Below are 25487 nucleotides of genomic sequence, written 5' to 3'. Positions count from 1 at the left end.
CATGACCGTCTCTCTCGAAGTCGCCGAAGGCGTCGGCACGCTGCGCCTGGACCGGCCGCCGATGAACGCGCTGGACATCGCCACCCAGGACCGGCTGAAGGAACTCGCCGAGGAGGCCACGCGCCGCGACGACGTGCGCGCCGTGGTGATCTACGGCGGCGAGCGGGTGTTCGCGGCGGGCGCGGACATCAAGGAGATGCAGAACATGGACCACGCGGGGATGGTCCTGCGGGCCCGCGCCCTCCAGGACTCCTTCACCGCCGTGGCCCGCATCCCCAAGCCCGTCGTCGCCGCCGTCACCGGCTACGCGCTCGGCGGCGGCTGCGAACTGGCCCTGTGCGCCGACTACCGCATCGCCGCCGACAACGCCAAGCTCGGCCAGCCCGAGATCCTGCTCGGCCTGATCCCGGGCGCCGGCGGCACCCAGCGGCTGGCCCGGCTGGTCGGTCCCTCCCGGGCCAAGGACCTGATCTTCACGGGCCGTCAGGTCAGGGCCGAGGAAGCCCTCGCGATCGGCCTGGTGGACCGGGTCGTGCCGGCCGCGGAGGTGTACGAGCAGGCGCACGCCTGGGCCGCCGGGCTCGCCAAGGGCCCGGCGATCGCGCTGCGCGCCGCCAAGGAGTCCGTCGACACCGGCCTGGAGACCGACATCGACACCGGGCTCGCCGTCGAACGGAACTGGTTCGCGGGGCTGTTCGCCACGGAGGACCGCGAGCGGGGCATGCGCAGTTTCGTGGAGGAGGGGCCGGGCAAGGCCAAGTTCCGTTAGACGTCAGCGGCCTGGACGGCCGCGTAACTCCCGCGAGTGACATGGCAGTTGGCGGGTCGTCCGATTCGGGTCCCTCGATGGGGCGGTTTATGGGAGCCTTAAGGCAACCTTAAGTCTGTCGCGTCGAGGGAGCCCGACGATTGCCCGGTTGCGAGCCGTCGCCGCAGGTCGGACAGGCTGTGCCGGATGCTGTCATGCCGACGGCATATGCCGGTCGCATGGGGTGGAACGGGGGCGTGCGGGGGGCGTATTCCTCCGGAACGGCCCCGAAGGGGACGCCGGACGGCCATCATGGGGACATGGCGGGGCTGGAGGGCATCGGGCAGCCGCGGGGACAAGGCCGTGCAGCCGCGGCACGCTGGTCGCCCGCGGTCGAGGACGAACAGGCGCTCAAGGCGCTCGAACTGTTCGGAAACCCCACGGAGGCGGAGGTGCCGCTGCCGTCCCGCCCCGAATCCGCGGCCACCGCCCGCCGCCTCACCCAGGTCGTCGTCCTGCGCACCTGGCGACTCACCCCCAAGCTGGCCGAGGACGCCGTCCTGCTCGTCTCCGAACTCGTCGGCAACGCCGTACGGCACACCGGCGCCCGCGTCTTCGGCCTGCGGATGCGCCGCCGCCCCGGCTGGGTCCGGGTGGAGGTCCGCGACCCCTCACGCGGGCTGCCCTGTCTGATGCCGGTCCAGGAACTGGACGTCAGCGGACGCGGCCTGTTCCTCGTGGACAAGCTCTCCGACCGCTGGGGCGTCGACCTGCTGCCGCGCGGCAAGACGACCTGGTTCGAGATGCGGGTCACCGACCTCTGACGCCCCTCCCGGCGTAGCGACCCGAAACCGCCCCCCCGGTCGGGCTAATCGGCGGTTTTTCCACCCATCACGCCTTAAATGGTGCGAGTGACCACCACCAACCGACGCGAAGTGCTGCGCGCGGGCGCGGGGCTCGTCGCCGGCGGCGCGTTCGCCGCCGGTTGCGGCACCGGCCGGGCCGCCCGCCCCCCGCCCCGGCCTCCACCTCCCCGGCCTCCACCTCCCCGACGTCCGCCGCCCCGGCCGCGCGTCCCGCGACGGCCCCCGCCCCCCGCGCCTACCCCGGCCTGCCCGCCCAGATCACCCACGGCCCGCGCACCCGCCCCCAGGTGGCCCTCACCTTCCACGGCCAGGGCGACCCCGCCCTCGCCCACACCCTGTTCACCGGGGCCGAGCGGCACGGCGCCCGGCTCACCGTGCTCGCCGTCGGCGCCTGGCTGGACGAACACCCGGACGTCGCCCGCCGTATCCTCGACGGGGGCCACGACCTCGGCAACCACACCCAGCGGCACATCTCCGTCAACGCGATGACCGAGGCCGGCGCCCGCCGGGAGATCACCGACTGCGCCGAGCGGCTGCGGCGGCTCACCGGATCCATCGGCACCTGGTTCCGCCCCTCCCGCGCCCCCACCGCCTCCCCGCTCGTCACCCGGCTGGCCCAGGCCGCGGGCTACCCCCACGTGCTGTCGTACGACGTCGACTCGCTCGACTACACCCGCCCGGGCGCCGCCGCCGTCACCCGCACGGTCCTCGACACCGTACGGAACGGCTCGGTGGTGAGCCTGCACCTCGGATATCCGGACACGGTCGCCGCCCTCCCCGACCTCCTGACCGAACTCGGCCGTCGCGGACTGCGCGCGGTCACCACCACGGAGCTGCTGAGCTGATGCGAACCACGAAAGCCGCCCGCCTGCTGGCCGCCGGTGCCGCCGTCATCGTCCTGACCCTGCTGTCCGCGTGCGACGGCGGGACCGGGTCCCACGCGAGCGAGTCCCCCGCCAGCAAGGCCCCGGTCCAGCCGGAGGTGCGCAGACAGCCCCGGGTGAACGTGCTGCCCGGGATGCCGCCGGTGGAGGACCCGGCCGACCTGTACGCCGCCGACCGGCCCGGCCGGCTCTCGCCCGCGGTCCGGGGCTTCCCCTCCCGCGTGTACGTCCCCAACACCAACTCCGACACCGTCAGCGTCATCGACCCCGTGACCTACCGGGTCGTCGACACCATCCCGGTCGGCCGCCAGCCCCAGCACGTCGTACCGTCCTGGGACCTGAAGACCCTCTGGGTCAACAACGACCTCGGCAACAGCCTCACCCCCATCGACCCCAGGACCGGCAAGGCCGGCGAACCGGTCGACGTGCACGACCCGTACAACCTGTACTTCACGCCCGACGGGAAGTACGCGGTGGTCATGGCCTCCATGGACCGCCGGCTGGTCTTCCGCGACGCGCACACCATGAAGGTCGTCAAGTCCGTCCCGGTAAGCTGCTACGGCGTCAACCACGCCGACTTCTCCGCCGACGGCCGCTACTTCATCGTCTCCTGCGAGTTCAGCGGCGAACTGCTCAAGGTCGACACCGCCCGGATGAAGGTCGTGGCCCAGCGGAAACTGCCGTTCCACGGCGCGATGCCGCAGGATGTGAAGATCTCCCCGGACGGCAAGCTGTTCTACATCGCCGACATGATGGCCAACGGCCTGTGGATCCTCGACGGCGACACGTTCGCCCGGCCCCGCTTCCTCGCCACCGGCAAGGGCGCCCACGGCCTCTACGTCAGCCGGGACTCGCGGGAGATGTACGTCTCCAACCGCGGCGAGGGCACCATCTCGGTCTTCGACTTCACCCGGAACCGCCTCACCAGGAAGTGGGACCTACCCGGCGGCGGCAGCCCCGACATGGGCGGCGTCTCCGCCGACGGCAAGGTCCTGTGGCTGTCCGGCCGCTACAACGCCGAGGTCTACGCCATCGACACCCGCACCGGCACCCAACTGGCCCGCATCAAGGTCGGCAGCGGCCCCCACGGCCTCGCCGTCTACCCCCAGCCGGGCCGCTACTCCCTCGGCCACACCGGCATCTTCCGCTGACGCCCGCTCAGCCGCCCGGGGCGAGCAGCAGCGCCTCCGCACCCACCGGGCGGTAACCGGCCGCCAGGAACGCCCGCAGGCTGCGGGCGTTCCCCGGGGTCACCTGCGCCCACAGCGGTTCCGTGACCAGATGCCGGGCGGCGGTCACCAGCAGCCGGCCCAGACCAGGCCGGCGGGCGTCCTCGGCCACCTCGACCGACACCTCGAGCCGTCCGGCGACCCCGCGCCCCACGACCAGCACCCCGCCCTCGGCGGCCCAGGCACGCACCTCGTCCCGGCGCTCCCGCGCGTACCGGATCCGGGGATGGCCGGCGTCCTCGATCTCCCGCAGCGCGAGCGGTGGTCCACCCGGCAGCGGGGAGCCCACCAGCAACGCGTCGACCGTCTCGGCCCGCCGCCCCGTCCGGTCCATGAGGGCGGCCAGGAAGCGCGGATGCATCGGCGCCGCCAGCGGATCGCACTCCACGGCGCACAGCGTCCGCGCCACCCACGCCGGGTCCTCGTCCGTGAAGACGACCGCGTGCGCGGTGAACGACAGCACCCCCGCGTCCCGCGGTGACGCCTGCGGCAGGACCGTCGTACCGCCGTCGGGCGGCGGGAAGACACCCGCCGCCGCCGCACCGAGAACGTCCCGCAAGGTCTCCAAGGCCACCCCTCCGGTCTTCGCCCGCCGTACGACCAGACTCGCAGACGCCGACGACGGCGCCGACGCCCGGGTGGCCGCCGCACTCACCGTTCCCGGGGGCCGTTAATCTGACCAGCGACAGAACGCCGGTACGGCATGTGACACACGAACAAAAAAAGGGGCGGATCGGTGGCGGACATCGAGGAAGCACGCAAGCAGTTCCAGCGGATCGACGTGGACGGTGACGGTTTCATCACCGCGGCGGAGTTCAAGTCCGCCCTGGCCCAGCAGGGTGACTGGAACGTCACCGAGACGGTGGCGGAGGCCATCATCCGCACCCGTGACCTCAACGGCGACAAGGTGCTGTCGTTCGACGAGTTCTGGGCCTACCTGAGCAAGTGACGACGGCAGGGGGTGCCCGTCCCGCGGGGACCGGCACCCCCCGCGCCGTCCGCGCGCCCCGGCGGCCGGTTCAGCCACCGCCCGCGCGGTACCGGCCCGGCGCCACCCCGTAGTCAGATGTGTCAGCGGCGGCTCCCCGACCGACGCCGTGAACCGGCGGGCGAACGCCGCGCGGGACAGCCCGCCGGCGGCGCCGGGTTCCGCCACCGTCCAGGGGCGCGCCGGATCCCCGTGGCTCGCGCGCAGGGCCGCCGCGACCGCCGGACCGGCCAGCGCCGCCGCCCATCCCCGGCCCCGCCCGACCGCGTGCTCGTCGCGTCGGTGCCCGGCCGGTGGTCCACGCGATCGGCGGGCCGCACTTCCGGGAGCTGGGCGTGGCGGCGGCCGACGACGCCAGGGTGACCGGTCACGGCTGGCTGTCCGAGCGCACCACGGAACTCGCGCGGAACTGGCCGCTGACGGTGCACGGCTACAACGACCTCACCCTCACCGGCAGCGCGGACGGCCGTCGCCGTGCCGCCCACTACCTGTGGTCCGGGCTGACCGGCGGCACCCTGCGCCCGGTGATCGCCGAGGTCCACGACGGCCTGGAGCGGGTCGGGCGACGCGCACCGTCAGATGGAGGCCGGCCGGCACACGGGCAGGATCGTCGTACGTCCATGAGCGTTCACCCGGTCGCCGCGGCGACGGAATAGCCCGCCGCCCCGCGCGGTTGTCGGGACACAGAACCCATGCACATGCATCGACAACCCCGGAAGGGCGTGTCATGAAGATCGGCATCATCGGCGCGGGCAACATCGGCGGCAACCTCACCCGGCGGCTCACCGCCCTCGGCCACGACGTCTCCGTGGCCAACTCCCGCGGCCCCGAGACGCTCGGCGACCTGGCGGCGGAGACCGGCGCGACCGCGGTCCGGGCCGAGGAGGCGGCCGTGGGCGCCCAGGTCGTCGTCGTCACCGTCCCGCTGAAGGCGGTCCCGGACCTTCCCGCCGGCCTGCTGGACGGCGCGGCCGAGGGCGTCGCGGTGATCGACACCGGCAACTACTACCCGCAGCAGCGCGACGGCCGGATCGCCGCCGTCGAGGACGAGGGTCTGACCGAGAGCCGCTGGACCGAGCGGCACCTCGGCCACCCGGTGATCAAGGCCTTCAACGGCACCTACGCGCAGGACATCCTGGACCGCGGCCGGCCCGCCGGCGACCCCGAGCGCATGGCCCTCCCGGTCGCCGGCGACGACGAGGCGGCCAAGCGGACCGTCCGCGACCTGATCGGGGAGCTGGGCTTCGACACGGTCGACGCGGGCAGCATCGACGACTCCTGGCGCCAGCAGCCCGGCACCCCGGTCTACGGCCTGCGCGCCGGCACCGAGGCCGTGCGCAAGGCCCTGGCGGAGGCGTCCCCGGAGCGTCCGGCGGACTTCCGGGGCTGACGCCTCCGCACGGCCCTCAGGGCGTGGCCCACGCGCGCAGGTCGTCCTCCTGCGCGAACCGGGCCACGTCCTTGTCGTGCGGCTCGCTGGTGTACTGGTGGAACAGCCACCGGGCCTTGATGCGGGGCTTGCCGGCCGTGACGTAGTCGGCGATCCAGAGCCCGTCGCCCGCGTACGAGGTGGTGTCGACCGTCAGCCAGAAGTGGCGGTTGCAGTAGAGGACGACCCGGTTGTCCGGCCGCAGTTCCTTGAGCTCGCGCAGGAAGCGGTCCTTCTCCGCGTTGCTCGCGTGCGTGCCGTCGCCGGTGGTCTCCCAGTCGACGGCGAGGATGTCGCCCGGCCGGTCGGGGGTGTGCCCCAGGAAGTACTCGGCCTGGGCGGTGAGGTCGCCGGGCCACAGGAAGTGGTAGAAGCCGACGACCAGCCCGGCGTCACGGGCCCGCTTCTCTTGCGCGGACAGCCGGGGACTGACGTACGAACGGCCCTCCGTCGCCTTGACGAAGACGAAGGAGAGGCCGTCCGTGGCATAGGAGGAGGACTGGTAGGCGCTGACGTCGATGCCATGGAGCATGGGGGAGTTGTGCCCCCTGCGGCCGTGGCCGGAACCTCAGCCCCGGGTGGTCACCGAACTCAGCACGGCCGGTGACTTCGCCGACCAGTCCGAGGTGATCAGACTCGCGTGACGCTGGGCCAGCAGTGCGAGCCGCGCGGCGACTTCGGCGTCCGTCGGGTCGGTGGCGGAGATGGCCGGGGAGACGTTGTGGGCGTCCGTCGTGATCAGGATGTAGTGGTTCGCGGAGTAGAACGAGGTGTCGTAGCCGCTGTTGACGTAGGTGGCCGCGTCACCGTCGAAGAACACGAACCAGGGCCGGATCGAGGCGTCGTAGCGGCTGGTGCGCGGGTCGCCGCCCGCGGCGCCGAGCACGGCGGGGAAGGCCTGGGCCGCGGCGATGTTCCCGGCCGCGTACAGGTCGCGCAGGCGGTCGCCGTACTCCTCGTCCGTCCAGTAGTGGTCGAACGGATTGGACTGTTCCACCGTGCCCGGGATCAGTTCGAAGACGAACTTGCCCCGGAGGGCGTCGCGGGTGGGCCAGGCGTCGGCCTTCGCTGCGGCGTCCAGGGTGCCGTACGTTCCGCCCAGCAGGGCGGCGGGCTTGTAGACGCTGCCGCCGAGCTTCTGCGCGACGAGCGTGTCGAACTCGTCCGGGCCGAGGCCCGCGTTGTCGTCGAAGCCGGCCTTCAGCTCGACCTTGACGACGATCGGCGGGTGGTCGGGGTGCAGTTGGTTCCAGGCGGCCATGTTGTCCAGGCAGCCGCCGAGGTCCTGGTTGCGGCTCTTGCCGTACAGCTCGGCCGGTGTCTTCGCGGCCTCGCAGTTGTTGTCGTCGCCCAGCGGGTTGCTGTGGCTGACCCGCCAGCGGTGGCTGACGCTGTCCGCGTACACGTCCAGCTCCAGCAGCGAGGCGCCCGAGTCCAACGCCTGCGCGAAGTACGTGTACTTGGCCTTGTCGTACGCGTTGTGCGTGCCGACGGCCGTCGTCGCGGATAACTTGGGCGACGCCGCGTGGGCGTTGCCCGGCGCCATCACCAGCAGAGCGGCGGCTCCCAGCGGTGCCACCGCCCGTCTCACTCTGCGCATGTGTCAATACCCCTTCGCTGTCGCCTGGTCGGCGGCAGCGTAGGGGTATGCGGTTACTTCGGGGTAGCCCCCGGGAGAACGGCGGTCAGCACTCGATGATGTTCACCGCGAGCCCGCCGCGGGCCGTCTCCTTGTACTTGACGCTCATGTCCGCGCCGGTCTCCTTCATGGTCTTGATGACCTTGTCCAGGGACACCTTGTGGGAGCCGTCGCCGCGCATGGCCATCTTCGCGGCCGTGACCGCCTTCACCGCGGCCATGCCGTTGCGCTCGATGCAGGGGATCTGCACCAGGCCGCCGACCGGGTCGCAGGTCAGGCCCAGGTTGTGCTCCATGCCGATCTCGGCCGCGTTCTCCACCTGCTCGGGGGAGCCGCCGAGCACCTCGGCGAGGGCGCCGGCCGCCATGGAGCAGGCGGAGCCGACCTCGCCCTGGCAGCCGACCTCGGCGCCGGAGATGGAGGCGTTCTCCTTGAAGAGCATGCCGATCGCACCGGCCGCCAGCAGGAACCGCACGACCCCGTCCTCGTCGGCGCCGGGGACGAAGTTGATGTAGTAGTGCAGGACCGCGGGGATGATGCCGGCCGCGCCGTTGGTCGGGGCGGTGACGACCCGGCCGCCGGCCGCGTTCTCCTCGTTCACGGCCATCGCGTAGAGCGTGATCCACTCCATGGCGTGCGCCAGCGGGTCGCCCTCGGCGCGGAGCTGGCGGGCCGAGACGGCGGCGCGGCGGCGGACCTTCAGACCGCCCGGCAGGATGCCCTCGCGGGACATGCCGCGCTGCACGCACTCGCGCATCACCCGCCAGATCTCCAGCAGGCCGGCCCGGATCTCCTCCTCGGTGCGCCAGGCCCGCTCGTTCTCCAGCATCAGCGAGGAGATGGACAGGCCCGTCTCCTTCGTCAGCCGCAGCAGTTCGTCACCGGTGCGGAAGGGGTACTTCAGGACGGTGTCGTCGAGCACGATGCGGTCCGCGCCCACCGCGTCCTCGTCGACCACGAAGCCGCCGCCGACCGAGTAGTACGTCTTGGAGAGCACCTCGGCGCCGTCGGCGTCGTACGCCCGGACGGTCATGCCGTTGGCGTGGTACGGCAGCGCCTTGCGGCGGTGCAGGACCAGGTCGTCGTCGAAGGAGAACGGGATCTCGTGCTCGCCGAGGACGTTCAGCCGTCCCGCCCGCCTGATCGATTCCACCCGCTCGTCGGCCGTCTCCACGTCCACCGTGCGCGGTGAGTCGCCCTCCAGGCCGAGCAGCACCGCTTTCGGGGTGCCGTGGCCGTGCCCGGTCGCGCCGAGCGAGCCGTACAGCTCGCAGCGCAGGGCCGCGACGGAGCCGAGCAGCTCCTCGTTGCGCAGCCGGCGGGCGAACAGGCCCGCCGCCCGCATCGGGCCGACCGTGTGGGAGCTGGATGGGCCGATGCCGATCGAGAACAGGTCGAAGACCGAGATGGCCACGGATGACTCCTCAATGCGGGGGTGGTGCAAAAGGCGGTACAGGGTGCGGGCACCGCGCGCTCTGGTTCTTCCAGGTCCTTCCAGTGTGCGCGGTGCCCGGCGAAAGGTGACTTACTTGTTCAGTCCCGGGTACAGCGGGTGCTTGTCGGCCAGGGCCTTCACCCGGGCCTTGAGGGCCTCGGCGTCGTAGGACGGCTTCAGCGTCTCGGCGATCACGTCCGCGACCTCGGCGAAGTCCTCGGCCGTGAAGCCGCGGGTCGCGAGGGCCGGCGTACCGATCCGCAGGCCGGAGGTGACCATCGGCGGGCGCGGGTCGTCCGGGACGGCGTTGCGGTTGACCGTGATGCCGACCTCGTGGAGCCGGTCCTCGGCCTGCTGCCCGTCCAGCTCCGAGGCACGCAGGTCCACCAGGATCAGGTGCACGTCGGTGCCGCCGGACAGGACGTTCACGCCGGCCTCGCGGGCGTCCGCCGCCGTCAGCCGCTCGGCGAGGATGCGCGCACCCTCCACCGTACGGCGCTGGCGCTCCGCGAACTCCTGCGAGGCGGCGACCTTGAAGGAGACCGCCTTCGCCGCGATCACGTGCTCCAGGGGACCGCCCTGGAAGCCGGGGAAGACGGAGGAGTTCAGCTTCTTCGCGAAGTCCTTCTTCGCGAGGATGATGCCGCCGCGCGGGCCGCCGAGGGTCTTGTGGGTCGTGGAGGTGACCACGTCCGCGTACTCCACCGGGTTGGGGTGGAGGCCGGCGGCGACGAGGCCCGCGAAGTGCGCCATGTCGACCCACAGGTACGCCTCGACCTCGTCGGCGATCCGGCGGAACTCGGCGAAGTCGAGCTGACGCGGGTACGCCGACCAGCCGGCGATGATCACCTTCGGGCGGTGCTCCTTGGCCAGCCGCTCGACCTCGGCCATGTCGACCAGGCCGGTCTCCACGTCCACGTGGTACGCGACCACGTCGAACTGCTTGCCGGAGAAGTTCAGCCGCATCCCGTGGGTCAGGTGGCCACCGTGCGCCAGGTCCAGGCCGAGGATGGTGTCCCCGGGCCGGGCCAGGGCGAACAGGGCCGCCTGGTTCGCGGAGGCACCGGAGTGGGGCTGCACGTTGGCGTACTCGGCGCCGAACAGCTCCTTGACCCGGTCGATGGCGATCTGCTCGGCGACGTCGACGTGCTCGCAGCCGCCGTAGTAGCGGCGGCCCGGGTAGCCCTCGGCGTACTTGTTGGTCAGGACCGAGCCCTGGGCCTCCATCACCGCGAGCGGCGCGAAGTTCTCGGACGCGATCATCTCCAGCGTGGACTGCTGGCGGTTCAGCTCCGCGTCGACCGCGGCGGCGATCTCCGGGTCGAGCTCGTGCAGGGGCGTGTTCAGGACAGTCATGCGGCTACGACTCCTCAGCCGGCGGTGTGGGCGGCGTACTCGTCGGCGGAGAGCAGGTCGGCCGGCTCCTCCGTGACGCGTACCTTGAACAGCCAGCCGCCCTCGAAGGGGGCGGAGTTCACCAGCGAGGGGTCGTTGACGACGTCCTCGTTGATCTCGGTGATCTCACCGGAGACCGGCGAGTACAGGTCGGAGACCGACTTCGTCGACTCCAGTTCACCGCAGGTCTCGCCCGCCTCGACGGTGGTGCCGACCTCGGGGAGCTGGGCGTAGACCACATCGCCGAGCGCGTTGGCCGCGAACTCGGTGATGCCGACCGTCGCGACGCCGTCCTCGGCGGTCGACAGCCACTCGTGCTCCTTGCTGTACCGCAGCTGCTGGGGGTTGCTCATGGCCTGAATTCTCCTGTACGCGCGGGAGTGCTGATGAAGGGGGGACGATAGGAACTGCTCGTGAGCAGGGCGAATGTGCGCAGGGTCACGTCCGGCGGCGCGGGGCGTCCGCCGGGAGCGCCGCCGCGCCCAGTGTCTACTTCTGGCGCTTGTAGAACGGCAGCGCCACGACCTCGTACGGCTCGTGGGTGCCCCGGATGTCCACGCCGACGCCCTCGGTGCCCGGCGCCGCGTACGCCGCGTCGACGTACGCCATGGCGATCGGCTTGCCCAGGGTGGGGGAGGGGGCGCCGGAGGTGACCTCGCCGATCACCCGGCCGCCGGCGACGACGCCGAACCCGGCGCGCGGCACCCGGCGGCCCTCGGCGACCAGGCCGACGAGCACCCGGGGTGCTGTCGCCTCGGCCCGGGAGGCGGCCCCGGCGAGCGCCTCACGCCCGACGAAGTCCCCCTCCTTCTCGAACTTGACCACCCGGCCGAGCCCGGCGTCGAAGGGGGTGAGCGCGGTGGTCAGCTCGTGCCCGTACAGCGGCATGCCCGCCTCCAGGCGCAGGGTGTCCCGGCAGGACAGGCCGCACGGCACCAGGCCGACGCCCTCGCCGGCCTCGGTCAGCGCCTGCCACAGCCGCACGGCGTGCTCCGGCCGCACGAACAGCTCGAAGCCGTCCTCGCCGGTGTAGCCGGTGCGGGCGATCAGGGCGGGGACGCCGGCGACCGTGCCGGGCAGGCCGGCGTAGTACTTCAGCCCGTCCAGGTCGGCGTCGGTGAGCGACTTCAGGATCCCGGGGGACTGCGGACCCTGCACGGCGAGCAGCGCATAGGCGTCCCGGTCGTCGCGGACCTCGGCGTCGAAGCCGGCGGCCCGCTCGGTCAGCGCGTCCAGCACCACCTGGGCGTTGGAGGCGTTGGCCACGACCATGTACTCGGTCTCGGCCAGCCGGTAGACGATGAGGTCGTCCAGGATGCCGCCGTCGGCCCGGCAGATCATGGTGTAGCGGGCGCGGCCGACGCCGACGGACGCGATGTTGCCGACCAGGGCGAAGTCCAGGAGGGCGGCCGCCCCGGCGCCGGTCACGGTGATCTCGCCCATGTGGGAGAGGTCGAACAGGCCGGCCCGGGTGCGCACCGCGAGGTGCTCGTCGCGCTCGGAGCCGTAGCGCAGGGGCATGTCCCAGCCGGCGAAGTCGGTCATGGTCGCGCCGAGCGCGCGATGCACGGCGTCCAGCGCGGTGTGGCGGAGTTCGGTGCTGCTCATCGGTCGGTCGTCTCCCAGGGCATACGGACGGGGCGAGGAACGTTCCTCCCCATCTGTCATCGGAACCTGAGAGGTTCGCCACGACCGCCACGGGGACGATCAGGACTTGCACCTTGGGTGGGACCACTGGACACAGCGGCCCGCTTTTCAGATGTGCCTCGCCCGCGCGGTAACGGGGCCTGAGAGATTCAAGGGAGGGACTTGCTCCTTCGGCGCCCCAGACGGTCCGAGGGACCTGGGGACTCTCCCGCGCGGATTCAAACGGCCGGTATGCAGTTGGCGGGCACATCATCGCATGAGACCCCGGCTTCTGTAACCGACCTGTGGCACGACCCGCACCGAACCACCGACCGCCGGCCATTACCTTCTCTTTAACTTCGACGGGCAGGACATGACCGAGCCCACAGGGGAGGACGATCAGGGTGAACAGGACCACGGCGTACGGCACCGCCGCCGCCCCCGGCCTGGCGGTGCCGAAGCAGCCCTCCGCCCCCGCCACCGCCCGCGGGCACCACGCCGCGCGGCCCGTCCCGGTCGTCCGCGACCTGCGCGACCGGGCCGGCCGCGGCCCGCGCGCCCTCCTCTTCGGGCCGCGGGACGTGGTGGTGATCACCGGCCTGCCCGGCAGCGGCAAGTCCACGCTGATGCGGCGCGCGGCCGCCGGCCACCGCGTCGACTCCCAGGACGCCCGCGACCGCTTCGCGGCCCGTCTGCCCCGCCTCCTGCCGTACGCGCTCTACCGCCCCCTGGTCCGCCTCGCGCACTACGCGGGCCTGCACCGCGCGCTGCGCGCCGGCGGCGGCGTCGTCGTCCACGACTGCGGCACCCAGCCCTGGGTGCGCGGCTGGCTCGCCCGCGCGGCCCGCCGCCGCGGCGGCACCCTGCACCTGCTGATCCTCGACGTCGCCCCCGCCACCGCCCGCGAGGGCCAGCGCGAACGCGGCCGGGGCGTCTCCCGCTACGCCTTCCGCAGGCACCGCCGTACGGCCGCCCGGCTGCTGCGCGCGGTCGAGCGGGGCGAACTGCCCGCGGGCTGCGGCTCGGCGCTGCTGCTGGACCGGGCCGCCGCGGACACCCTGCACCGCGTGGACTTCGCCGCCCCGGATCCCCGCTGACGTGCCGCACGGATCCGTCGCGGAGCCGCGATGTCACAGCCACCCGCTAGCCTTCAACCTCACAGCAGTGGTTCCCAGCAGGCGGTAGGCAGATGGACTTCCCGGCGGACCTTCCCGCGGACTTCCCGGCACAGACACACCCCCACCCGCACGGCGGTTGGCCCGGCAACGAGCTGGAGGAGGTGCTCTCGGCCTCCCTCGGCGTCCCCGCGGCGGGCGGACGGATCATCGAGGTCCTCGGCCGCAGCTTCCTGTGGATACCGCTGCCGGCCGGCGGCGGCCCGGACAGCGGTCCGCTGGACCTGCCCACCCTCGACATCGAGGGTCAGGTGTACGTGCCGGTGTTCAGCTCCGAGGAGCAGTTCCGGCAGGCGGCCGGCTCCCACATGTCGTTCGCCGTCGCCCCCGCCGTGGAGTTCGCCCGGGGCCTGCCGCCGCAGGCGGGCCTGGCCGTGAACCCGGGCGGCGTGGTCGGCATCCCGCTGCCGCCCGAGGCCGTGGCCGAGCTGTGCCGGGTGGGCCGCACCCCGCTCGACGGCCCCGGCAGCGGCGGCCGGGTCCGCCTCTTCGAGCCCGACTGGCAGGACGACCCGGTCGACTTCCTCTCCGCCGCCTCCGCCGAGTTCGCGGACATCGGCGTGGTGGTGACCGCCCGCCGCTGCCTGGCCGCCGTCGAGACGGACGAACCGGTGATGTTCGTCGGCGTGGAACTCTCCCGGTGGGAGGGCGACCTGCGCACCCTGCCCCTGGAGGCCCTGGGCCGGGCCCTCGGCAGGGTTCCGGTGAAGTGGCCGGTCAACCTGGTCCTCATGGACGTCACCGACGACCCGGTGGCCGACTGGCTGAAGACGAACGTCCGCCCCTTCTACCGGTTCGGCCACTGACGGCCCGCCCGGCCCGGCTGTCCGCCCCCCGCGCACGGCCACGAGGCCCCGGGGCACCGGGCGCTTAAGCTGTCCCCCAACGCGGGGCACTCCACGAGAAGGGGCGGTAAGACAGGTGAGCGCGAGCCCGAGCGGCAGCGTCGAGCACATGTTGCGCCAGGTCACGCCTGGACGCTACGACGCCTACGAGGCCCTGCTGCGCGCCCTCGCCGCCCCCTCCTCCGGCCAGATCTGGATGTTCCTGTGGCGCGGCCAGGCCGGCTCCCCGGACGCCCAGTACGGCGACATGGAGGTCGACGGCCTCCACTACGCCCCCTGCGTCACCTCCGCCCAGGAGCTGTCCGCCAGTGGCTGGAACCGTTCCTACGAGGTGGTCGACGGCCTCGACGTGGCCCGCACCCTCTACCCCGACCACTACGGACTGTGGCTCAACCCGCACGCCCCGGGCGGCGGCGTCGGCATCCCCTGGCTCGACCTGCGCCGCATCGCCACCGGCCTGGACCGCCAGCCCGCCGGCCCCCTGAGCCTGTCGGAACCCGGCATCGAGATCCCGCAGTTCTACGCCCTGCTCGCGCAGAACGCGCACCGCACCCCCGCGCTGCGCTCGCTGCGCCGCGCCTGGGTGCAGCCCGCGCTCGGGGCGCCGTATCTCGCCCTCGGTCTGGACGTGTACGACACCTCCCCGGCGGCGGTCGACTCGGTGCGCGCGATGATGCAGCAGTCCGTCGGCGCGGTCCCGGAGGGACTGCCGGTCTCGACGGTCGCGATGACGGACGGCTACGACCCGGTGGTCATGTGGATGCGGGCCAACGCCCGGCCCTTCTACGACCGCGAGGCCCACGCCCCCGCACCGCCGTCCCGGTCCCCGCTCCAGGTCCCGCCGGCCGCCGGCTACGGCTACCCGCCCGCGCACGGCGCCTACTGAGCAACGGGCAGGCGTGGCGGAGGTTTTGAGCGGGGCCGCGGCATCCGCGTGAGCGACGGACTTCTGCGCGCGTAGACGCCGCCGGTACGCCCCGTTCCGGGCGAATTCGCCGTTCTGCCCCAACTGGCCCGCGTCCGAGGGCCGTTACCCACTGTTCGGATAACGGAATCCCCCGCACTGCATCACGGTTGCGCATACTTTCACCGCCAACTCTGGCGGGTGATCACAACGACGCTGAAGACTCGCGACTCAGACGCGAGGCCGAGGCCTCGTGCTCGATGGCAAGTCGACAAAGCCGCAATCCGCGGCAGGCGCAGGCCGGTCACCACCGGCGAGAGGGGTCGCTCACCGTGACCGCACCGATCGAGACCACCGGAGCGGCAGCCGAGGCACAGCCGGAGGCTGTGCTGGAGGGTGCCGGAAAGGGGCAGATCGAGGGTCGTTCCCTGGGCCAGATCGCCTGGACCCGGTTCAAGAAGGACAAGGTCGCCGTCGCGGGCGGCGTCATCGTGGTCCTGCTGATCCTCGTCGCGATCCTCTCGCGCCCCCTCCAGACCGTGTTCGGGCTCGACCCCAACGCCTTCCACCAGGACCTGATCACCCCGGACACCTCGCTGCCCAAGGGCAGTTGGGGCGGCATGAGCATGGATCACCCGCTCGGTGTGGACCCGAAGTTCGGCCGGGACATCGCCACCCGCGTCCTGGAGGGCTCCTGGGTGTCGCTGGTGGTCGCCTTCGGCGCCACCGTCCTGTCGAACGTGATCGGCGCGGTCCTCGGTGTCGTGGCGGGTTACTACGGCGGGCGGGTCGACTCGATCATCAGCCGGCTGATGGACACCTTCCTCGCCTTCCCCCTCCTGCTCTTCGCGATCGCCATCTCCGCCACCCTCCAGGGCGGCGCCTTCGGCCTCAACGGGCTGCCGCTCCACCTGAGCGTGCTCATCTTCGTCATCGGCTTCTTCAACTGGCCGTACCTGGGCCGGATCGTGCGCGGCCAGACCCTGGCCCTGCGGGAGCGCGAGTTCGTGGACGCCTCCCGCGGCATGGGCGCCAAGGCCCCGTACATCCTGTTCCGCGAGCTGATGCCCAACCTGGTCGGCCCGATCATCGTCTACTCGACGCTGCTGATCCCGACCAACATCCTCTTCGAGGCGTCCCTGAGCTTCCTCGGCGTCGGCATCCAGCCCCCGCAGGCGTCCTGGGGCGGCATGCTCCGTGAGGCGGTCACCTACTACCAGGTGGACCCCCAGTTCATGATCGTCCCCGGACTCGCCATCTTCGTCACCGTCCTCGCGTTCAACCTGCTCGGCGACGGTCTCCGCGATGCTCTCGACCCGCGCAGCCGCTGACGCCTGCTGCGAAGAGCCCGAAAATTTGTCAACAATGGAGGGGAAAGCGCCCATCATGCGAAGGTCAGCGCTGGCCGCGATCGCGGCCATCGGCTCCGTCAGCCTGCTTCTTGCGGGTTGCAGCAAGGCCGATGACAACAAGAACGAGAACGGCACCAAGTCGGCCGGGGCCAACGCCGCGACCAAGGGCGTCGTCAACGCGTCCGACAAGAAGGGCGGCACGCTCACCTACGAGCTGTCCGACGTGCCGGACTCCTTCGACCCCGGCAACACGTACTACGCGTACATGTACAACATCAGCCGGCTGTACGCCCGTCCGCTGATGACCTTCCAGCCGGGCGCCGGCGAGAAGGGCAACACCCTCGTCCCGGACCTCGCGGCCGGCAAGGGTGTGCCGAGCGACGGCGGCAAGACCTGGACGTACAAGCTGCGTGCGGGCCTGAAGTACGAGGACGGCTCGCCGATCACCTCGAAGGACGTCAAGTACGCCGTCGAGCGCTCCAACTTCGCGCGTGACGTGCTCTCCCTCGGCCCGAACTACTTCCAGCAGTTCCTGGCCGGCGGCGACAAGTACAAGGGCCCGTACAAGGACAAGGGCGCCAAGGGCCTGTCCTCCATCGTGACGCCGGACGACACGACGATCGTCTTCCACCTGAAGCAGGCCTTCCAGGAGTTCGACTACCTGGTCGCCGCCCCGCAGACGGCCCCGGTGCCGCAGGCGAAGGACACGGGCGTCGACTACATCAAGCACATCGTCTCCTCGGGCTCGTACAAGTTCCAGAGCTACCAGGACGGCCGGCAGGCCGTGCTGGTGCGCAACCCGAACTGGGACGCGAAGACGGACCCGCTGCGCAAGCAGCTTCCGGACAAGATCGTCGTCAAGCTGAAGGTCAACCCGGAGACGATCGACCAGGACGTCCTCGCGGGCGACGCGATCGACCTGGCCGGCACCGGTGTCCAGGCCTCCACCCAGGCCAAGGTCCTCACCGACGCCGACAAGAAGGCCAACACGGACAACACCTACGGTGGCCGTCTCGTGTACCTGGCGATCAACACCAAGGTCGCGCCGTTCGACAAGGTCGAGTGCCGCAAGGCCGTGCAGTACGCGATCGACAAGGTCTCGGTGCAGACCGCCGAGGGCGGCCCGATCCGGGGTGACGTCGCCTCCACCGTCCTGCCGCCGGACATCCCGGGCTACGAGAAGTCGGACGTCTACGCCAGCCAGGGCAACAAGGGCGACGCCGCCAAGGCCAAGCAGCAACTGAAGGCCTGCGGCAAGTCGTCGATCACGACCAACATCGCGGCCCGTTCCGACCGCCAGCCGGAGATCGACGCCGCCACGGCGATCATCGCCTCGCTGAAGAAGGTCGGCATCAACGCCTCCCTGAAGCAGTACCCGTCGGGCAAGTACTTCACCGACTACGTGGGTGTGCCGAAGTTCTCGGAGAAGCAGAACCTCGGTCTGATCATGATGCAGTGGGGTGCCGACTGGCCCTCCGGCTACGGCTTCCTCCAGCAGATCCTGAACGGCAAGGCGATCAGCCAGTCGGGTAACACCAACCTGTCGCAGTACGACGACAAGTCCGTCAACGAGCTGCTGGGCAAGGCGATCGGCACGCAGGACCTCAACGCGCGCAACAGCCTCTACACGCAGATCGACAAGAAGACCATGGACGACGCCGTCCTGGTCCCGCTGACCTACTTCAAGGTCCTGCTGGGCCGCCCGCAGAACTACACCAACCTGGTCTCCACGGCGGCCTTCAGCGGTCAGTACGACTACCTCAACATCGGCGTCGCGTCGAAGTAGCAGCCCCGGAAGGCAGGTGAAGGCATTGGTGCCCGCGGGCTTCGCGGCCCGCGGGCACCAGCGCCGGTCCCCGTGATCTCGTACATCCTCCGCCGGACGTTCGCGGCAGTGATCCTGCTGCTGGTCGTCTCCGCGGTCACCTTCGCCATCTTCTTCCTGCTGCCACGGCTCGTCGGCCAGACAGCGGACCAACTGGCGCAGCAGTACATCGGCAAGAGCCCGTCGCCGGCGGACATCGCCGCGGTCAAGCACAACCTCGGTCTGGACCAGCCTGTCTACGTCCAGTACTGGCACTTCATCAAGGGGATCGTGGCCGGCGCCACCTACGACCTCGGCCCCACCACGGTGCACTGCGACGCGCCCTGCTTCGGCTACTCCTTCAAGAACCACCAGGCGGTCTGGCCGGAGCTCACCTCACGCCTTCCGATCACCCTCTCGCTGGCCGCGGGTGCCGCCGTGCTGTGGCTGGTCTCCGGCGTGGTGGCCGGTGTCGTCTCCGCGCTGAAGCCGCGCTCGGTCCTGGACCGGGGCTTCATGGGCATCGCGCTCACCGGCGTCTCGCTGCCCATGTTCTTCACCGGCAACCTGGCGATCCTGCTGTTCGAGTACCAGTGGCCGATCTTCGGCAAGAGCTACGTCCCGTTCACCGACGACCCCTCGCAGTGGGCCAACACCCTGATTCCCGCGTGGTGTTCACTCGCGCTGCTGTACTCCGCCATCTACGCGCGGCTCACCCGCTCGGGCATGCTGGAGACGATGAACGAGGACTTCATCCGCACCGCCCGGGCCAAGGGCCTGCGTGAGCGCAACGTCGTCGTCCGGCACGGACTGCGCGCCGCGCTCACCCCGATCATCACGGTCTTCGGCATGGACATCGGCCTGCTGCTCGGCGGCGCCGTGATCACCGAGAGCGTCTTCTCGCTGCCCGGCATCGGCCAGTACGCGGTGCAGGGCATCACCGACAACGACCTGCCCAAGATCCTCGGCGTGACCCTGCTCGCCGCCTTCTTCGTCGTGATCGCAAATCTCCTGGTGGACGTGCTGTACGCCGCCGCCGACCCGCGGGTGAGGCTCTCGTGACCGAACTCTCCAAGACCGGCGCCGCCGTGGGCGAGCCCACGACCGCCGGCAAGGCGCCCGAAGCCTTCCTCGAGGTCCGCGACCTCAAGGTGCACTTCCCGACCGACGACGGCCTGGTCAAGTCCGTCGACGGGCTCAGCTTCTCGCTGGAGAAGGGCCGGACCCTCGCCATCGTGGGCGAGTCCGGCTCCGGCAAGTCGGTCACCTCGCTGGCCGTCATGGGCCTGCACCGGCTCGGCGCGCGCGGCAAGAACGTGCAGATGTCCGGCGAGATCTGGCTCGACGGCAAGGAACTGGTCTCCGCCGCCCCGGACGAGGTGCGCAAGCTCCGCGGCCGCCAGATGGCGATGATCTTCCAGGACCCGCTGTCCGCGATGCACCCGTACTACAGGGTCGGCGACCAGATCGTCGAGGCCTACCGGGTGCACCACGACGTCAGCAAGAAGGTCGCCCGCAAGCGCGCGATCGAGATGCTCGACCGGGTCGGCATCCCCGAGCCCGCCAAGCGCGTCGACGGCTACCCGCACGAGTTCTCCGGCGGTATGCGCCAGCGCGCCATGATCGCCATGGCGCTGGTGAACAACCCCGAGCTGCTCATCGCGGACGAGCCGACCACCGCCCTCGACGTGACCGTCCAGGCGCAGATCCTCGACCTGATCCGCGACCTCCAGAAGGAGTTCGGCTCCGCGGTCATCATGATCACCCACGACCTGGGTGTGGTCGCCGAGATCGCCGACGACGTCCTCGTGATGTACGGCGGCCGGTGCATCGAGCGCGGTCCGGCCGACGAGGTCTTCGAGCAGCCGCAGCACCCCTACACCTGGGGTCTGCTCGGCTCGATGCCCCGCATCGACCGCGAGACCTCCGAACGGCTCATCCCGGTCAAGGGCCAGCCGCCGAGCCTCATCAACATCCCCTCGGGCTGCGCCTTCAACCCGCGCTGCCCGTACGCGGACATCCCCAAGGGGAACGTCACCCGCACGGTGCGCCCCGAGCTGGAGCAGGTGGATGCCGGGCACTGGTCCGCCTGCCACCTGTCGGCCGAGGACCGCCAGCGGATCTGGACCGAAGAGATTGCGCCGAAGCTGTGAGTGAGACCAAGAAGACGGACGAGGCCGAGGCCGTGATCCCGCAGCAGGCGACGTCCTCCGAGGACCGTGACGTGCTGCTCAAGGTCGAGGGGCTGACCAAGCACTTCCCGATCAAGAAGGGCATCCTCCAGCGTCAGGTCGGCGCGGTGAAAGCCGTCGACGGCATCGACTTCGAGGTGCGCAAGGGCGAGACCCTGGGCGTGGTCGGTGAGTCGGGCTGCGGCAAGTCGACCATGGGCCGGGTCATCACCCGGCTCCAGGACCCGACCGGCGGGAAGATCACCTTCGAGGGCCGGGACATCACGCGGCTGGGCACCGGGCAGATGCGTCCGCTGCGCCGCGACATCCAGATGATCTTCCAGGACCCGTACGGCTCCCTGAACCCCCGGCACACCATCGGCTCGATCGTCTCCGCGCCCTTCCGGTTGCAGGGCGTGGAGCCCGAGGGCGGGGTGAAGAAGGAGGTCCAGCGTCTCCTCGAACTGGTCGGCCTCAGCCCCGAGCACTACAACCGCTACCCGCACGAGTTCTCCGGCGGCCAGCGCCAGCGCATCGGCATCGCCCGCGCGCTCGCCCTGAAGCCGAAGCTGGTGGTGGCCGACGAGCCCGTCTCGGCCCTGGACGTGTCGATCCAGGCGCAGGTCGTCAACCTCATGGACGACCTCCAGCAGGAACTCGGCCTCACGTACGTGATCATCGCCCACGACCTCTCCGTGGTCCGGCACGTCTCGGACCGCATCGCGGTGATGTACCTCGGCAAGATCGTCGAACTCGCCGACCGCAACTCACTGTACGAGGCGCCGATGCACCCGTACACCAAGGCGCTGATGTCGGCGGTGCCGGTCCCGGACCCCAAGCGCCGGGGCCAGAAGACCGAGCGCATCCTGCTCCGCGGTGACGTCCCGTCGCCGATCGCCCCGCCCTCCGGCTGCCGGTTCCACACCCGCTGCTGGAAGGCGACGGAGATCTGCGGGACGACCGAGCCGCAGCTCGTGGAGCTGAGGCCGGGTCAGCGGGTCGCCTGCCACCACCCGGAGAACTTCGCCGACCAGGCACCGCAGGACACGGTCCTGCTGTCGTCGGCGGTGGCCTCCGGCGGTGCGGTGGCCTCCGGCGGTGCGGCGGGCAAGGAGCCGGTGTCCGAGGTGGCCGAGGCGACGGAGGCGGCGGAGACCGCGGCGGCACCCGAAGCGGTGGCCGCGTCCGAGGCGGCCGGAACCGCCGGCGCACACACCGGACCGGGCGCGAAGACCTCGACCACCGAGACTCCGGCGACGGCGACGGAGGAGCCCGCAGCCGAGGAGACCCCGGGCGAGGAGCCGGTGGCCGAGAAGCTCTCGACCGTCGAGCCGGCGGCCGCCAAGGCCCCGTCCGAGGAGACCGTGGCCGAGAAGGCCGCGCCCGAGGCGTCTGCGGCCGAGAAGGCCGCGCCCGAGGAGCCTGTGACCGAGAAGCCCGCGGTGGACGGGTCCACGGCCGGCAAGCCCGCGGCCGGCAAGCCCGTGGCCCGCAAGCCCGTGGCCGGCGACGGTGAGGGCGGAGCCCGGGGGGACGGTGGCGGTGGTGCCTCCGCGGAGGCCGCCGACGAGTAGCACATGACGACTGGGCAAAGTCATGTACATGCCCGGACGGGAGAGCGCAGAGTCGTCCGTGTCAGGCCACTGACCGGCACATGCTCGAAAGGGACGACTCATGGCACTCTCCCGTTCGGCACGTCTGGGGGCCCTCGCCACCGCGGCGGCCTCCTTCCTCGTCATCGCCGCCTCGCCCGCCCCCACCCACGGCGCCCCCGGCATCGGCGACTCCTACTTCCCCCGGCTCGGCAACGGCGGCTTCGACGCCCGCCACTACGACCTCGACGTCGCCTACGCCCCCGGCACCGGCCGCCTCGACGGCCGTACGACCCTCACCGCACGCGCCACTCGCACCCTGTCCTCCTTCGACCTCGACCTCCAGCAACTGGAGATCGCGCGGATCGAGGTCGACGGCCACCCGGCCGAGTTCACGCGCGACGGCGGCGAGATCACCGTCACCCCGCGGCACAGCCTGCGCGCGGGAGAGGACTTCCGGGTCACCGTCACCTACGGCGGCGTACCGGAGTCCCTCGGCGGCCCCATCGTCTTCGGCTCCCGGTACGGCTGGATGAAGACGGACGACGGCGTTTTCGTCGCCTGTGAGCCCAATGCCGCCTCCACATGGTTCCCGTCCAGCGACCACCCCTCCGACAAAGCCACCTACGACATCCGGATCAAGGCGCCCGAGGGCCTGACCGCCGTCTCCAACGGCCGGCTGGTGTCGACGTACGACAGGGGTGGCTCGACGTACACCCACTGGCGGGAGTCGAGGCCCATGGCGACCTACCTCGCCACCGCCACCATCGGGAAGTTCGACGTGCGCACCGGGCGGACCCCCGGCGGCATCCCGGTCTACGTCGCCGTCGACCCCGTGCTGAAGAACGGCAACAGCGTGGACGTGTACGCCGTCACGTCCGCCGTCACCGACTACTGGTCCCGGGTCTTCGGGCCGTACCCCTTCGAGGAGACCGGCGCGATCGTGGACGACATGCCGGAGGCGGGGTTCTCGCTGGAGGTGCAGAGCAAGCCCGCCTACTCGGCCGTGCGCAGCGAGACGACGATCGTGCACGAGCTGGCCCACCAGTGGTTCGGCGACTCGGTGAGCGTGGCGCGGTGGAAGGACATCTGGCTCAACGAGGGGTTCGCCACCTACGCCCAGTGGCTGTGGGCGGAGCACCAGGGCACCCGTACCGCCCACGACTCCTTCCTCGCCGCCTACAACGCCCGTCCCGCCGACTCCGCCTTCTGGCAGATCGAGGTGGCCGACCCGCAGCGGGACACGATGTTCGCCTCCGCGGTCTACCAGCGGGGCGCGATGGCACTCCAGGCGCTGCGCGAGCGGATCGGCGACCCGGCCTTCTTCCGGCTGCTGCCGGCCTGGACGGCGCTGCACCGGTACGGCAACGCGGACACCGCCGGTTTCGTCCGCCTCGCCGAGCGGATCAGCGGGCGGCAGTTGGACGATCTGTTCGGCACCTGGCTGTTCACCACAGGGAAACCCGCCCTGTGATCCTGGCTTTGTAAGGTTCCGACTCCCCGGCAGGGGAGAATGTCAGGGTGCAGCTCCAGCAACTCTTCAGTCCCTCCGTCCAGCACACGCTCGATGTGATCGGCATCTTCGTCTTCGCGATCTCCGGCGCCCTGCTGGCCGTCCGGAAGAACTTCGACGTCTTCGGGATCGCCGTCCTCGCCGAGGTGACCGCGCTGGGCGGGGGGATGATCCGCGACCTGGTCATCGGGGCCGTACCCCCGGCCGCCTTCACGGACCTCGGGTACTTCCTCACGCCCCTGCTGGCCGCGCTCGTCGTCTTCTTCCTGCATCCGCACGTCGAGCGCATCCAGTCCGCGGTGCTCGTCTTCGACGCGGCCGGCCTCGGCCTGTTCTGCGTCAGCGGTACGACGAAGGCGTACAGCTACGGCCTCGGCCTGACCGCGTCGGCCACGCTGGGCCTGGCCACCGCCGTCGGCGGCGGTGTGCTGCGGGACGTGCTGGCCAACGAGGTCCCCTCGCTGCTGCGCTGGGACCGCGACCTGTACGCGGTCCCGGCGATCGTCGGCGCCACCATGGTCGTGCTGTGCATCCGCTACGGCACCCTCACCCCGTTCACCAGCGCGCTCGCGGTCGTCACGGCCTTCGTGCTGCGTCTGCTCGCGATGCGGTTCCACTGGCGAGCGCCGCGCGCGTGGAACCGCCGTTCGACGGTGACCGAGGACTAGACCCGGCGAGGGACCCGTCCTGCCCGCCGGCGCGGCTCTGTCCCATCTGGAGGGTCAGCCAGCGGAAGGCCGCGGGGACCTGTGGCCGCCACAGCGCCATCGTGTGGCCGCCCGCGCTGCGCGGCAGGAACACCACGTGCACGGTGGTCGGCGCCTTCGCGGCGGACGCCAGGGCCTCGCCCGCCTGGTAGCCGTCGCCGGACTCGCCGGAGAGGTACAGCGCGACGGGGGGCGGTACGGCCGCCTTCCTGAGCAGCAGGTAGGGGTTGTTCGCGGCGCGCAGGGCGGGGCTCTGGGCGGCGAGGGAACTGCGTTCGCCGATCGGGTCGTTGTAGCCGGACATGCTCACCGCGGCCCGGTACCGGCCGGGGTGGGCCACCGCCAGCTTGACCGCGCAGTGCGCGCCTGCCGAGTACCCGGCCACCGCCCAGCCCCGGGGGACGGGCTGGGCCCGGAAGTTGTCCGTGACCATCTTCGGCACGTCGACGCTGAGCCAACTGTCGGCGTTGACCTGGCCCGGGACGTTGGCGCAGCCGGTGTCCACGCCGGCCAGCAGGTTGGTGCGCGGCGCGACCAGGATGAACGGCGCCACCCGGCCGCTCCTCATCAGCGGCAGAAGCTGCTCATGGGTCCGCATCGGCCCGAACCAGGCCTTGGCGGACCCGGGATAGCCCGGCAGCAGCTCGACCACCGGGAACCGCCTGTGGCGGTAGGCCGGGTCGTCGTACTGCGGGGGCAGCCAGACGTACACCTCGGCGTTCACGCCGGAGACCCGGCCCCGGAGCTGGGTGACACGTACTCCGCCGGCCGTGCGCATGCCGGGTCCGTCGGCCGGCCGGAAGGTCTGCCTGACTCTGGGCAGCCGTTTCACCGCGATGCCGCCGGTGCCGTCCCGGCCGAGGTCGGCGGCCTCCTGGACGTGGTTGCCGGTGCCGAGCAGGTCCGCCCAGTTGTCGTACAGGTTGTTCTGGTTGTTGACCAGTACGAAGACCAGGGTGACGGCCGTCCCCTGGGCGAAGAGCAGCATGAGGATCCGGGCCACGGCCCGCAGGGGCCGGGGTCCGCGCATCCGCGACCACAGGACGAGCGGCAGTATGAGGGCGGCCACCGACAGCACGAGGGTGGTGTAGAGGAACGCAGTCCCGGTGAGGCTCATGTCCCCATAGAGGGGAATCAGCGGCCGGGGGTTGTGGACGTGTCCGGACACTTACCGAGAAATTGCCG

24 protein-coding genes, 2 pseudogenes and 2 riboswitches are annotated in these 25487 nt (G+C 71.2%); of the genes and pseudogenes, 17 read left to right on the top strand and 9 right to left on the bottom strand.

What is annotated here, in order from left to right; all coding sequences use genetic code 11:
- Nucleotide 1: 1 nt before the first annotated feature.
- The 4 genes and pseudogenes from D9753_RS10745 (at nucleotide 2) to D9753_RS10730 (ending at nucleotide 3649) form a co-directional block, all read left to right on the top strand.
- On the top strand, nucleotides 2-769 hold the full coding sequence (locus tag D9753_RS10745) for an enoyl-CoA hydratase/isomerase family protein (protein WP_121786803.1): 768 nt from the start codon (nucleotides 2-4) through the stop codon (nucleotides 767-769).
- A 194-nt stretch (nucleotides 770-963) separates the two neighbouring features.
- Nucleotides 964-1572: an ATP-binding protein gene (locus tag D9753_RS10740; RefSeq protein ID WP_121786802.1), complete on the top strand. Its 609-nt coding sequence runs from the start codon at nucleotides 964-966 to the stop codon at nucleotides 1570-1572.
- Between the two features lie 87 nt (nucleotides 1573-1659).
- A pseudogene (locus tag D9753_RS10735) lies at nucleotides 1660-2459 on the top strand (polysaccharide deacetylase family protein).
- Nucleotides 2459-3649: a YncE family protein gene (locus D9753_RS10730; protein ID WP_121786800.1), complete on the top strand. Its 1191-nt coding sequence runs from the start codon at nucleotides 2459-2461 to the stop codon at nucleotides 3647-3649. The pseudogene D9753_RS10735 and the gene D9753_RS10730 overlap by 1 nt, the downstream one beginning before the upstream one ends.
- Before the next feature lie 7 nt (nucleotides 3650-3656).
- Here D9753_RS10730 and D9753_RS10725 read toward each other — a convergent pair whose 3' ends face one another.
- Entirely contained in the window at nucleotides 3657-4295 is a 639-nt protein-coding gene (locus D9753_RS10725; RefSeq protein ID WP_121786799.1) for a GNAT family N-acetyltransferase, read from the bottom strand.
- A gap of 168 nt (nucleotides 4296-4463) precedes the next feature.
- Between D9753_RS10725 and D9753_RS10720 the strand changes: the two genes are divergently transcribed.
- Nucleotides 4464-4676 (top strand): EF-hand domain-containing protein, encoded by a 213-nt coding sequence (locus tag D9753_RS10720; RefSeq protein ID WP_121786798.1) that lies wholly within the window; start codon nucleotides 4464-4466, stop codon nucleotides 4674-4676.
- A gap of 84 nt (nucleotides 4677-4760) precedes the next feature.
- On the opposite strand, the pseudogene D9753_RS39680 reads toward D9753_RS10720, so the two are convergent.
- Nucleotides 4761-4988 (bottom strand): annotated as a pseudogene (locus tag D9753_RS39680) (AraC family transcriptional regulator); the annotation flags it as partial.
- 20 nt (nucleotides 4989-5008) lie between these two features.
- Here D9753_RS39680 and D9753_RS10710 point away from each other — a divergent pair.
- Both D9753_RS10710 and D9753_RS10705 read left to right on the top strand, forming a co-directional pair.
- On the top strand, nucleotides 5009-5371 hold the full coding sequence (locus D9753_RS10710; RefSeq protein ID WP_121786797.1) for an MDR/zinc-dependent alcohol dehydrogenase-like family protein: 363 nt from the start codon (nucleotides 5009-5011) through the stop codon (nucleotides 5369-5371).
- A 17-nt stretch (nucleotides 5372-5388) separates the two neighbouring features.
- Nucleotides 5389-6105, top strand: a complete 717-nt coding sequence (locus D9753_RS10705) for an NADPH-dependent F420 reductase (protein ID WP_276209428.1) — start codon at nucleotides 5389-5391, stop codon at nucleotides 6103-6105.
- Nucleotides 6106-6121: 16 nt separating this feature from the next.
- On the opposite strand, the gene D9753_RS10700 is transcribed toward D9753_RS10705, so the two are convergent.
- The 6 genes from D9753_RS10700 to gcvT all read right to left on the bottom strand — a co-directional run bounded on the left by D9753_RS10700 (nucleotide 6122) and on the right by gcvT (nucleotide 12221).
- Complete coding sequence (locus tag D9753_RS10700) at nucleotides 6122-6676, bottom strand: glycoside hydrolase family 25 protein (protein ID WP_121786795.1); 555 nt, start codon at nucleotides 6674-6676, stop codon at nucleotides 6122-6124.
- A gap of 36 nt (nucleotides 6677-6712) precedes the next feature.
- Nucleotides 6713-7744 (bottom strand): phosphatidylinositol-specific phospholipase C domain-containing protein, encoded by a 1032-nt coding sequence (locus D9753_RS10695; protein ID WP_205614112.1) that lies wholly within the window; start codon nucleotides 7742-7744, stop codon nucleotides 6713-6715.
- Nucleotides 7745-7829: 85 nt separating this feature from the next.
- Nucleotides 7830-9197 carry an L-serine ammonia-lyase gene (locus tag D9753_RS10690; RefSeq protein WP_121786794.1) on the bottom strand — a complete coding sequence of 456 codons (1368 nt, stop codon included), beginning with the start codon at nucleotides 9195-9197 and terminating at the stop codon, nucleotides 7830-7832.
- Between the two features lie 111 nt (nucleotides 9198-9308).
- Nucleotides 9309-10574 (bottom strand): serine hydroxymethyltransferase, encoded by a 1266-nt coding sequence (locus tag D9753_RS10685; protein WP_121786793.1) that lies wholly within the window; start codon nucleotides 10572-10574, stop codon nucleotides 9309-9311.
- 14 nt (nucleotides 10575-10588) lie between these two features.
- Complete coding sequence (gene gcvH / locus D9753_RS10680) at nucleotides 10589-10966, bottom strand: glycine cleavage system protein GcvH (protein ID WP_121786792.1); 378 nt, start codon at nucleotides 10964-10966, stop codon at nucleotides 10589-10591.
- 136 nt (nucleotides 10967-11102) lie between these two features.
- Entirely contained in the window at nucleotides 11103-12221 is a 1119-nt protein-coding gene (gene gcvT, locus D9753_RS10675) for a glycine cleavage system aminomethyltransferase GcvT (RefSeq protein ID WP_121786791.1), read from the bottom strand.
- A gap of 43 nt (nucleotides 12222-12264) precedes the next feature.
- Nucleotides 12265-12378: riboswitch (glycine riboswitch) on the bottom strand.
- Nucleotides 12379-12481: riboswitch (glycine riboswitch) on the bottom strand. It abuts the riboswitch before it with no gap.
- A 162-nt stretch (nucleotides 12482-12643) separates the two neighbouring features.
- Here gcvT and D9753_RS10670 point away from each other — a divergent pair.
- The 10 genes from D9753_RS10670 to D9753_RS10625 all read left to right on the top strand — a co-directional run bounded on the left by D9753_RS10670 (nucleotide 12644) and on the right by D9753_RS10625 (nucleotide 24263).
- Nucleotides 12644-13336 carry an AAA family ATPase gene (locus D9753_RS10670; RefSeq protein WP_121786790.1) on the top strand — a complete coding sequence of 231 codons (693 nt, stop codon included), beginning with the start codon at nucleotides 12644-12646 and terminating at the stop codon, nucleotides 13334-13336.
- A gap of 92 nt (nucleotides 13337-13428) precedes the next feature.
- Nucleotides 13429-14220: an enhanced serine sensitivity protein SseB gene (locus D9753_RS10665; protein WP_121786789.1), complete on the top strand. Its 792-nt coding sequence runs from the start codon at nucleotides 13429-13431 to the stop codon at nucleotides 14218-14220.
- Nucleotides 14221-14368: 148 nt separating this feature from the next.
- Nucleotides 14369-15145, top strand: a complete 777-nt coding sequence (locus tag D9753_RS10660) for an enhanced serine sensitivity protein SseB C-terminal domain-containing protein (RefSeq protein ID WP_121786788.1) — start codon at nucleotides 14369-14371, stop codon at nucleotides 15143-15145.
- A gap of 350 nt (nucleotides 15146-15495) precedes the next feature.
- Complete coding sequence (locus D9753_RS10655; protein WP_121786787.1) at nucleotides 15496-16494, top strand: ABC transporter permease; 999 nt, start codon at nucleotides 15496-15498, stop codon at nucleotides 16492-16494.
- 55 nt (nucleotides 16495-16549) lie between these two features.
- Nucleotides 16550-18301, top strand: a complete 1752-nt coding sequence (locus tag D9753_RS10650) for an ABC transporter substrate-binding protein (RefSeq protein WP_449454774.1) — start codon at nucleotides 16550-16552, stop codon at nucleotides 18299-18301.
- Between the two features lie 72 nt (nucleotides 18302-18373).
- On the top strand, nucleotides 18374-19381 hold the full coding sequence (locus D9753_RS10645; protein WP_121786785.1) for an ABC transporter permease: 1008 nt from the start codon (nucleotides 18374-18376) through the stop codon (nucleotides 19379-19381).
- Nucleotides 19378-20472, top strand: coding sequence for an ABC transporter ATP-binding protein (locus D9753_RS10640; protein ID WP_121786784.1), 1095 nt, complete (start codon nucleotides 19378-19380; stop codon nucleotides 20470-20472). The genes D9753_RS10645 and D9753_RS10640 overlap by 4 nt, the downstream gene beginning before the upstream one ends.
- On the top strand, nucleotides 20469-22064 hold the full coding sequence (locus tag D9753_RS10635; protein WP_394346698.1) for a dipeptide ABC transporter ATP-binding protein: 1596 nt from the start codon (nucleotides 20469-20471) through the stop codon (nucleotides 22062-22064). Before D9753_RS10640 ends, D9753_RS10635 begins: the two co-directional genes overlap by 4 nt.
- Nucleotides 22065-22164: 100 nt before the next feature.
- A complete protein-coding gene (locus D9753_RS10630) occupies nucleotides 22165-23556 on the top strand; it encodes a M1 family metallopeptidase (RefSeq protein WP_121786783.1) in 1392 nt (463 codons plus the stop codon).
- 47 nt (nucleotides 23557-23603) lie between these two features.
- Nucleotides 23604-24263 (top strand): trimeric intracellular cation channel family protein, encoded by a 660-nt coding sequence (locus D9753_RS10625; RefSeq protein ID WP_121786782.1) that lies wholly within the window; start codon nucleotides 23604-23606, stop codon nucleotides 24261-24263.
- Here the strand turns inward: D9753_RS10625 and D9753_RS10620 are convergent.
- Nucleotides 24172-25419 carry an alpha/beta hydrolase gene (locus D9753_RS10620; RefSeq protein ID WP_121786781.1) on the bottom strand — a complete coding sequence of 416 codons (1248 nt, stop codon included), beginning with the start codon at nucleotides 25417-25419 and terminating at the stop codon, nucleotides 24172-24174. The two genes, D9753_RS10625 and D9753_RS10620, sit on opposite strands and share 92 nt — an antisense overlap.
- Between the last annotated feature and the right edge of the window lie 68 nt (nucleotides 25420-25487).

The organism is Streptomyces dangxiongensis (assembly GCF_003675325.1).
GTDB classification, from domain to species: Bacteria; Actinomycetota; Actinomycetes; order Streptomycetales; family Streptomycetaceae; genus Streptomyces; species Streptomyces dangxiongensis.
Note: the sequence above shows the minus strand (reverse complement) of the source record. Positions and strands in the feature narration are given on the sequence as shown.

Coding starts and splice junctions, on each gene's coding strand:
- D9753_RS10745 (WP_121786803.1), top strand. CDS start 2: ATGACCGTCTCTCTCGAAGTCGCCGAAGGCGTCGGCACGCTGCGCCTG.
- D9753_RS10740 (WP_121786802.1), top strand. CDS start 964: ATGCCGACGGCATATGCCGGTCGCATGGGGTGGAACGGGGGCGTGCGG.
- D9753_RS10730 (WP_121786800.1), top strand. CDS start 2,459: ATGCGAACCACGAAAGCCGCCCGCCTGCTGGCCGCCGGTGCCGCCGTC.
- D9753_RS10700 (WP_121786795.1), bottom strand. CDS start 6,676: ATGCTCCATGGCATCGACGTCAGCGCCTACCAGTCCTCCTCCTATGCC.
- D9753_RS10695 (WP_205614112.1), bottom strand. CDS start 7,744: ATGCGCAGAGTGAGACGGGCGGTGGCACCGCTGGGAGCCGCCGCTCTG.
- D9753_RS10685 (WP_121786793.1), bottom strand. CDS start 10,574: ATGACTGTCCTGAACACGCCCCTGCACGAGCTCGACCCGGAGATCGCC.
- gcvH (WP_121786792.1), bottom strand. CDS start 10,966: ATGAGCAACCCCCAGCAGCTGCGGTACAGCAAGGAGCACGAGTGGCTG.
- gcvT (WP_121786791.1), bottom strand. CDS start 12,221: ATGAGCAGCACCGAACTCCGCCACACCGCGCTGGACGCCGTGCATCGC.
- D9753_RS10665 (WP_121786789.1), top strand. CDS start 13,429: ATGGACTTCCCGGCGGACCTTCCCGCGGACTTCCCGGCACAGACACAC.
- D9753_RS10660 (WP_121786788.1), top strand. CDS start 14,369: ATGTTGCGCCAGGTCACGCCTGGACGCTACGACGCCTACGAGGCCCTG.
- D9753_RS10650 (WP_449454774.1), top strand. CDS start 16,550: ATGCGAAGGTCAGCGCTGGCCGCGATCGCGGCCATCGGCTCCGTCAGC.
- D9753_RS10630 (WP_121786783.1), top strand. CDS start 22,165: ATGGCACTCTCCCGTTCGGCACGTCTGGGGGCCCTCGCCACCGCGGCG.
- D9753_RS10620 (WP_121786781.1), bottom strand. CDS start 25,419: ATGAGCCTCACCGGGACTGCGTTCCTCTACACCACCCTCGTGCTGTCG.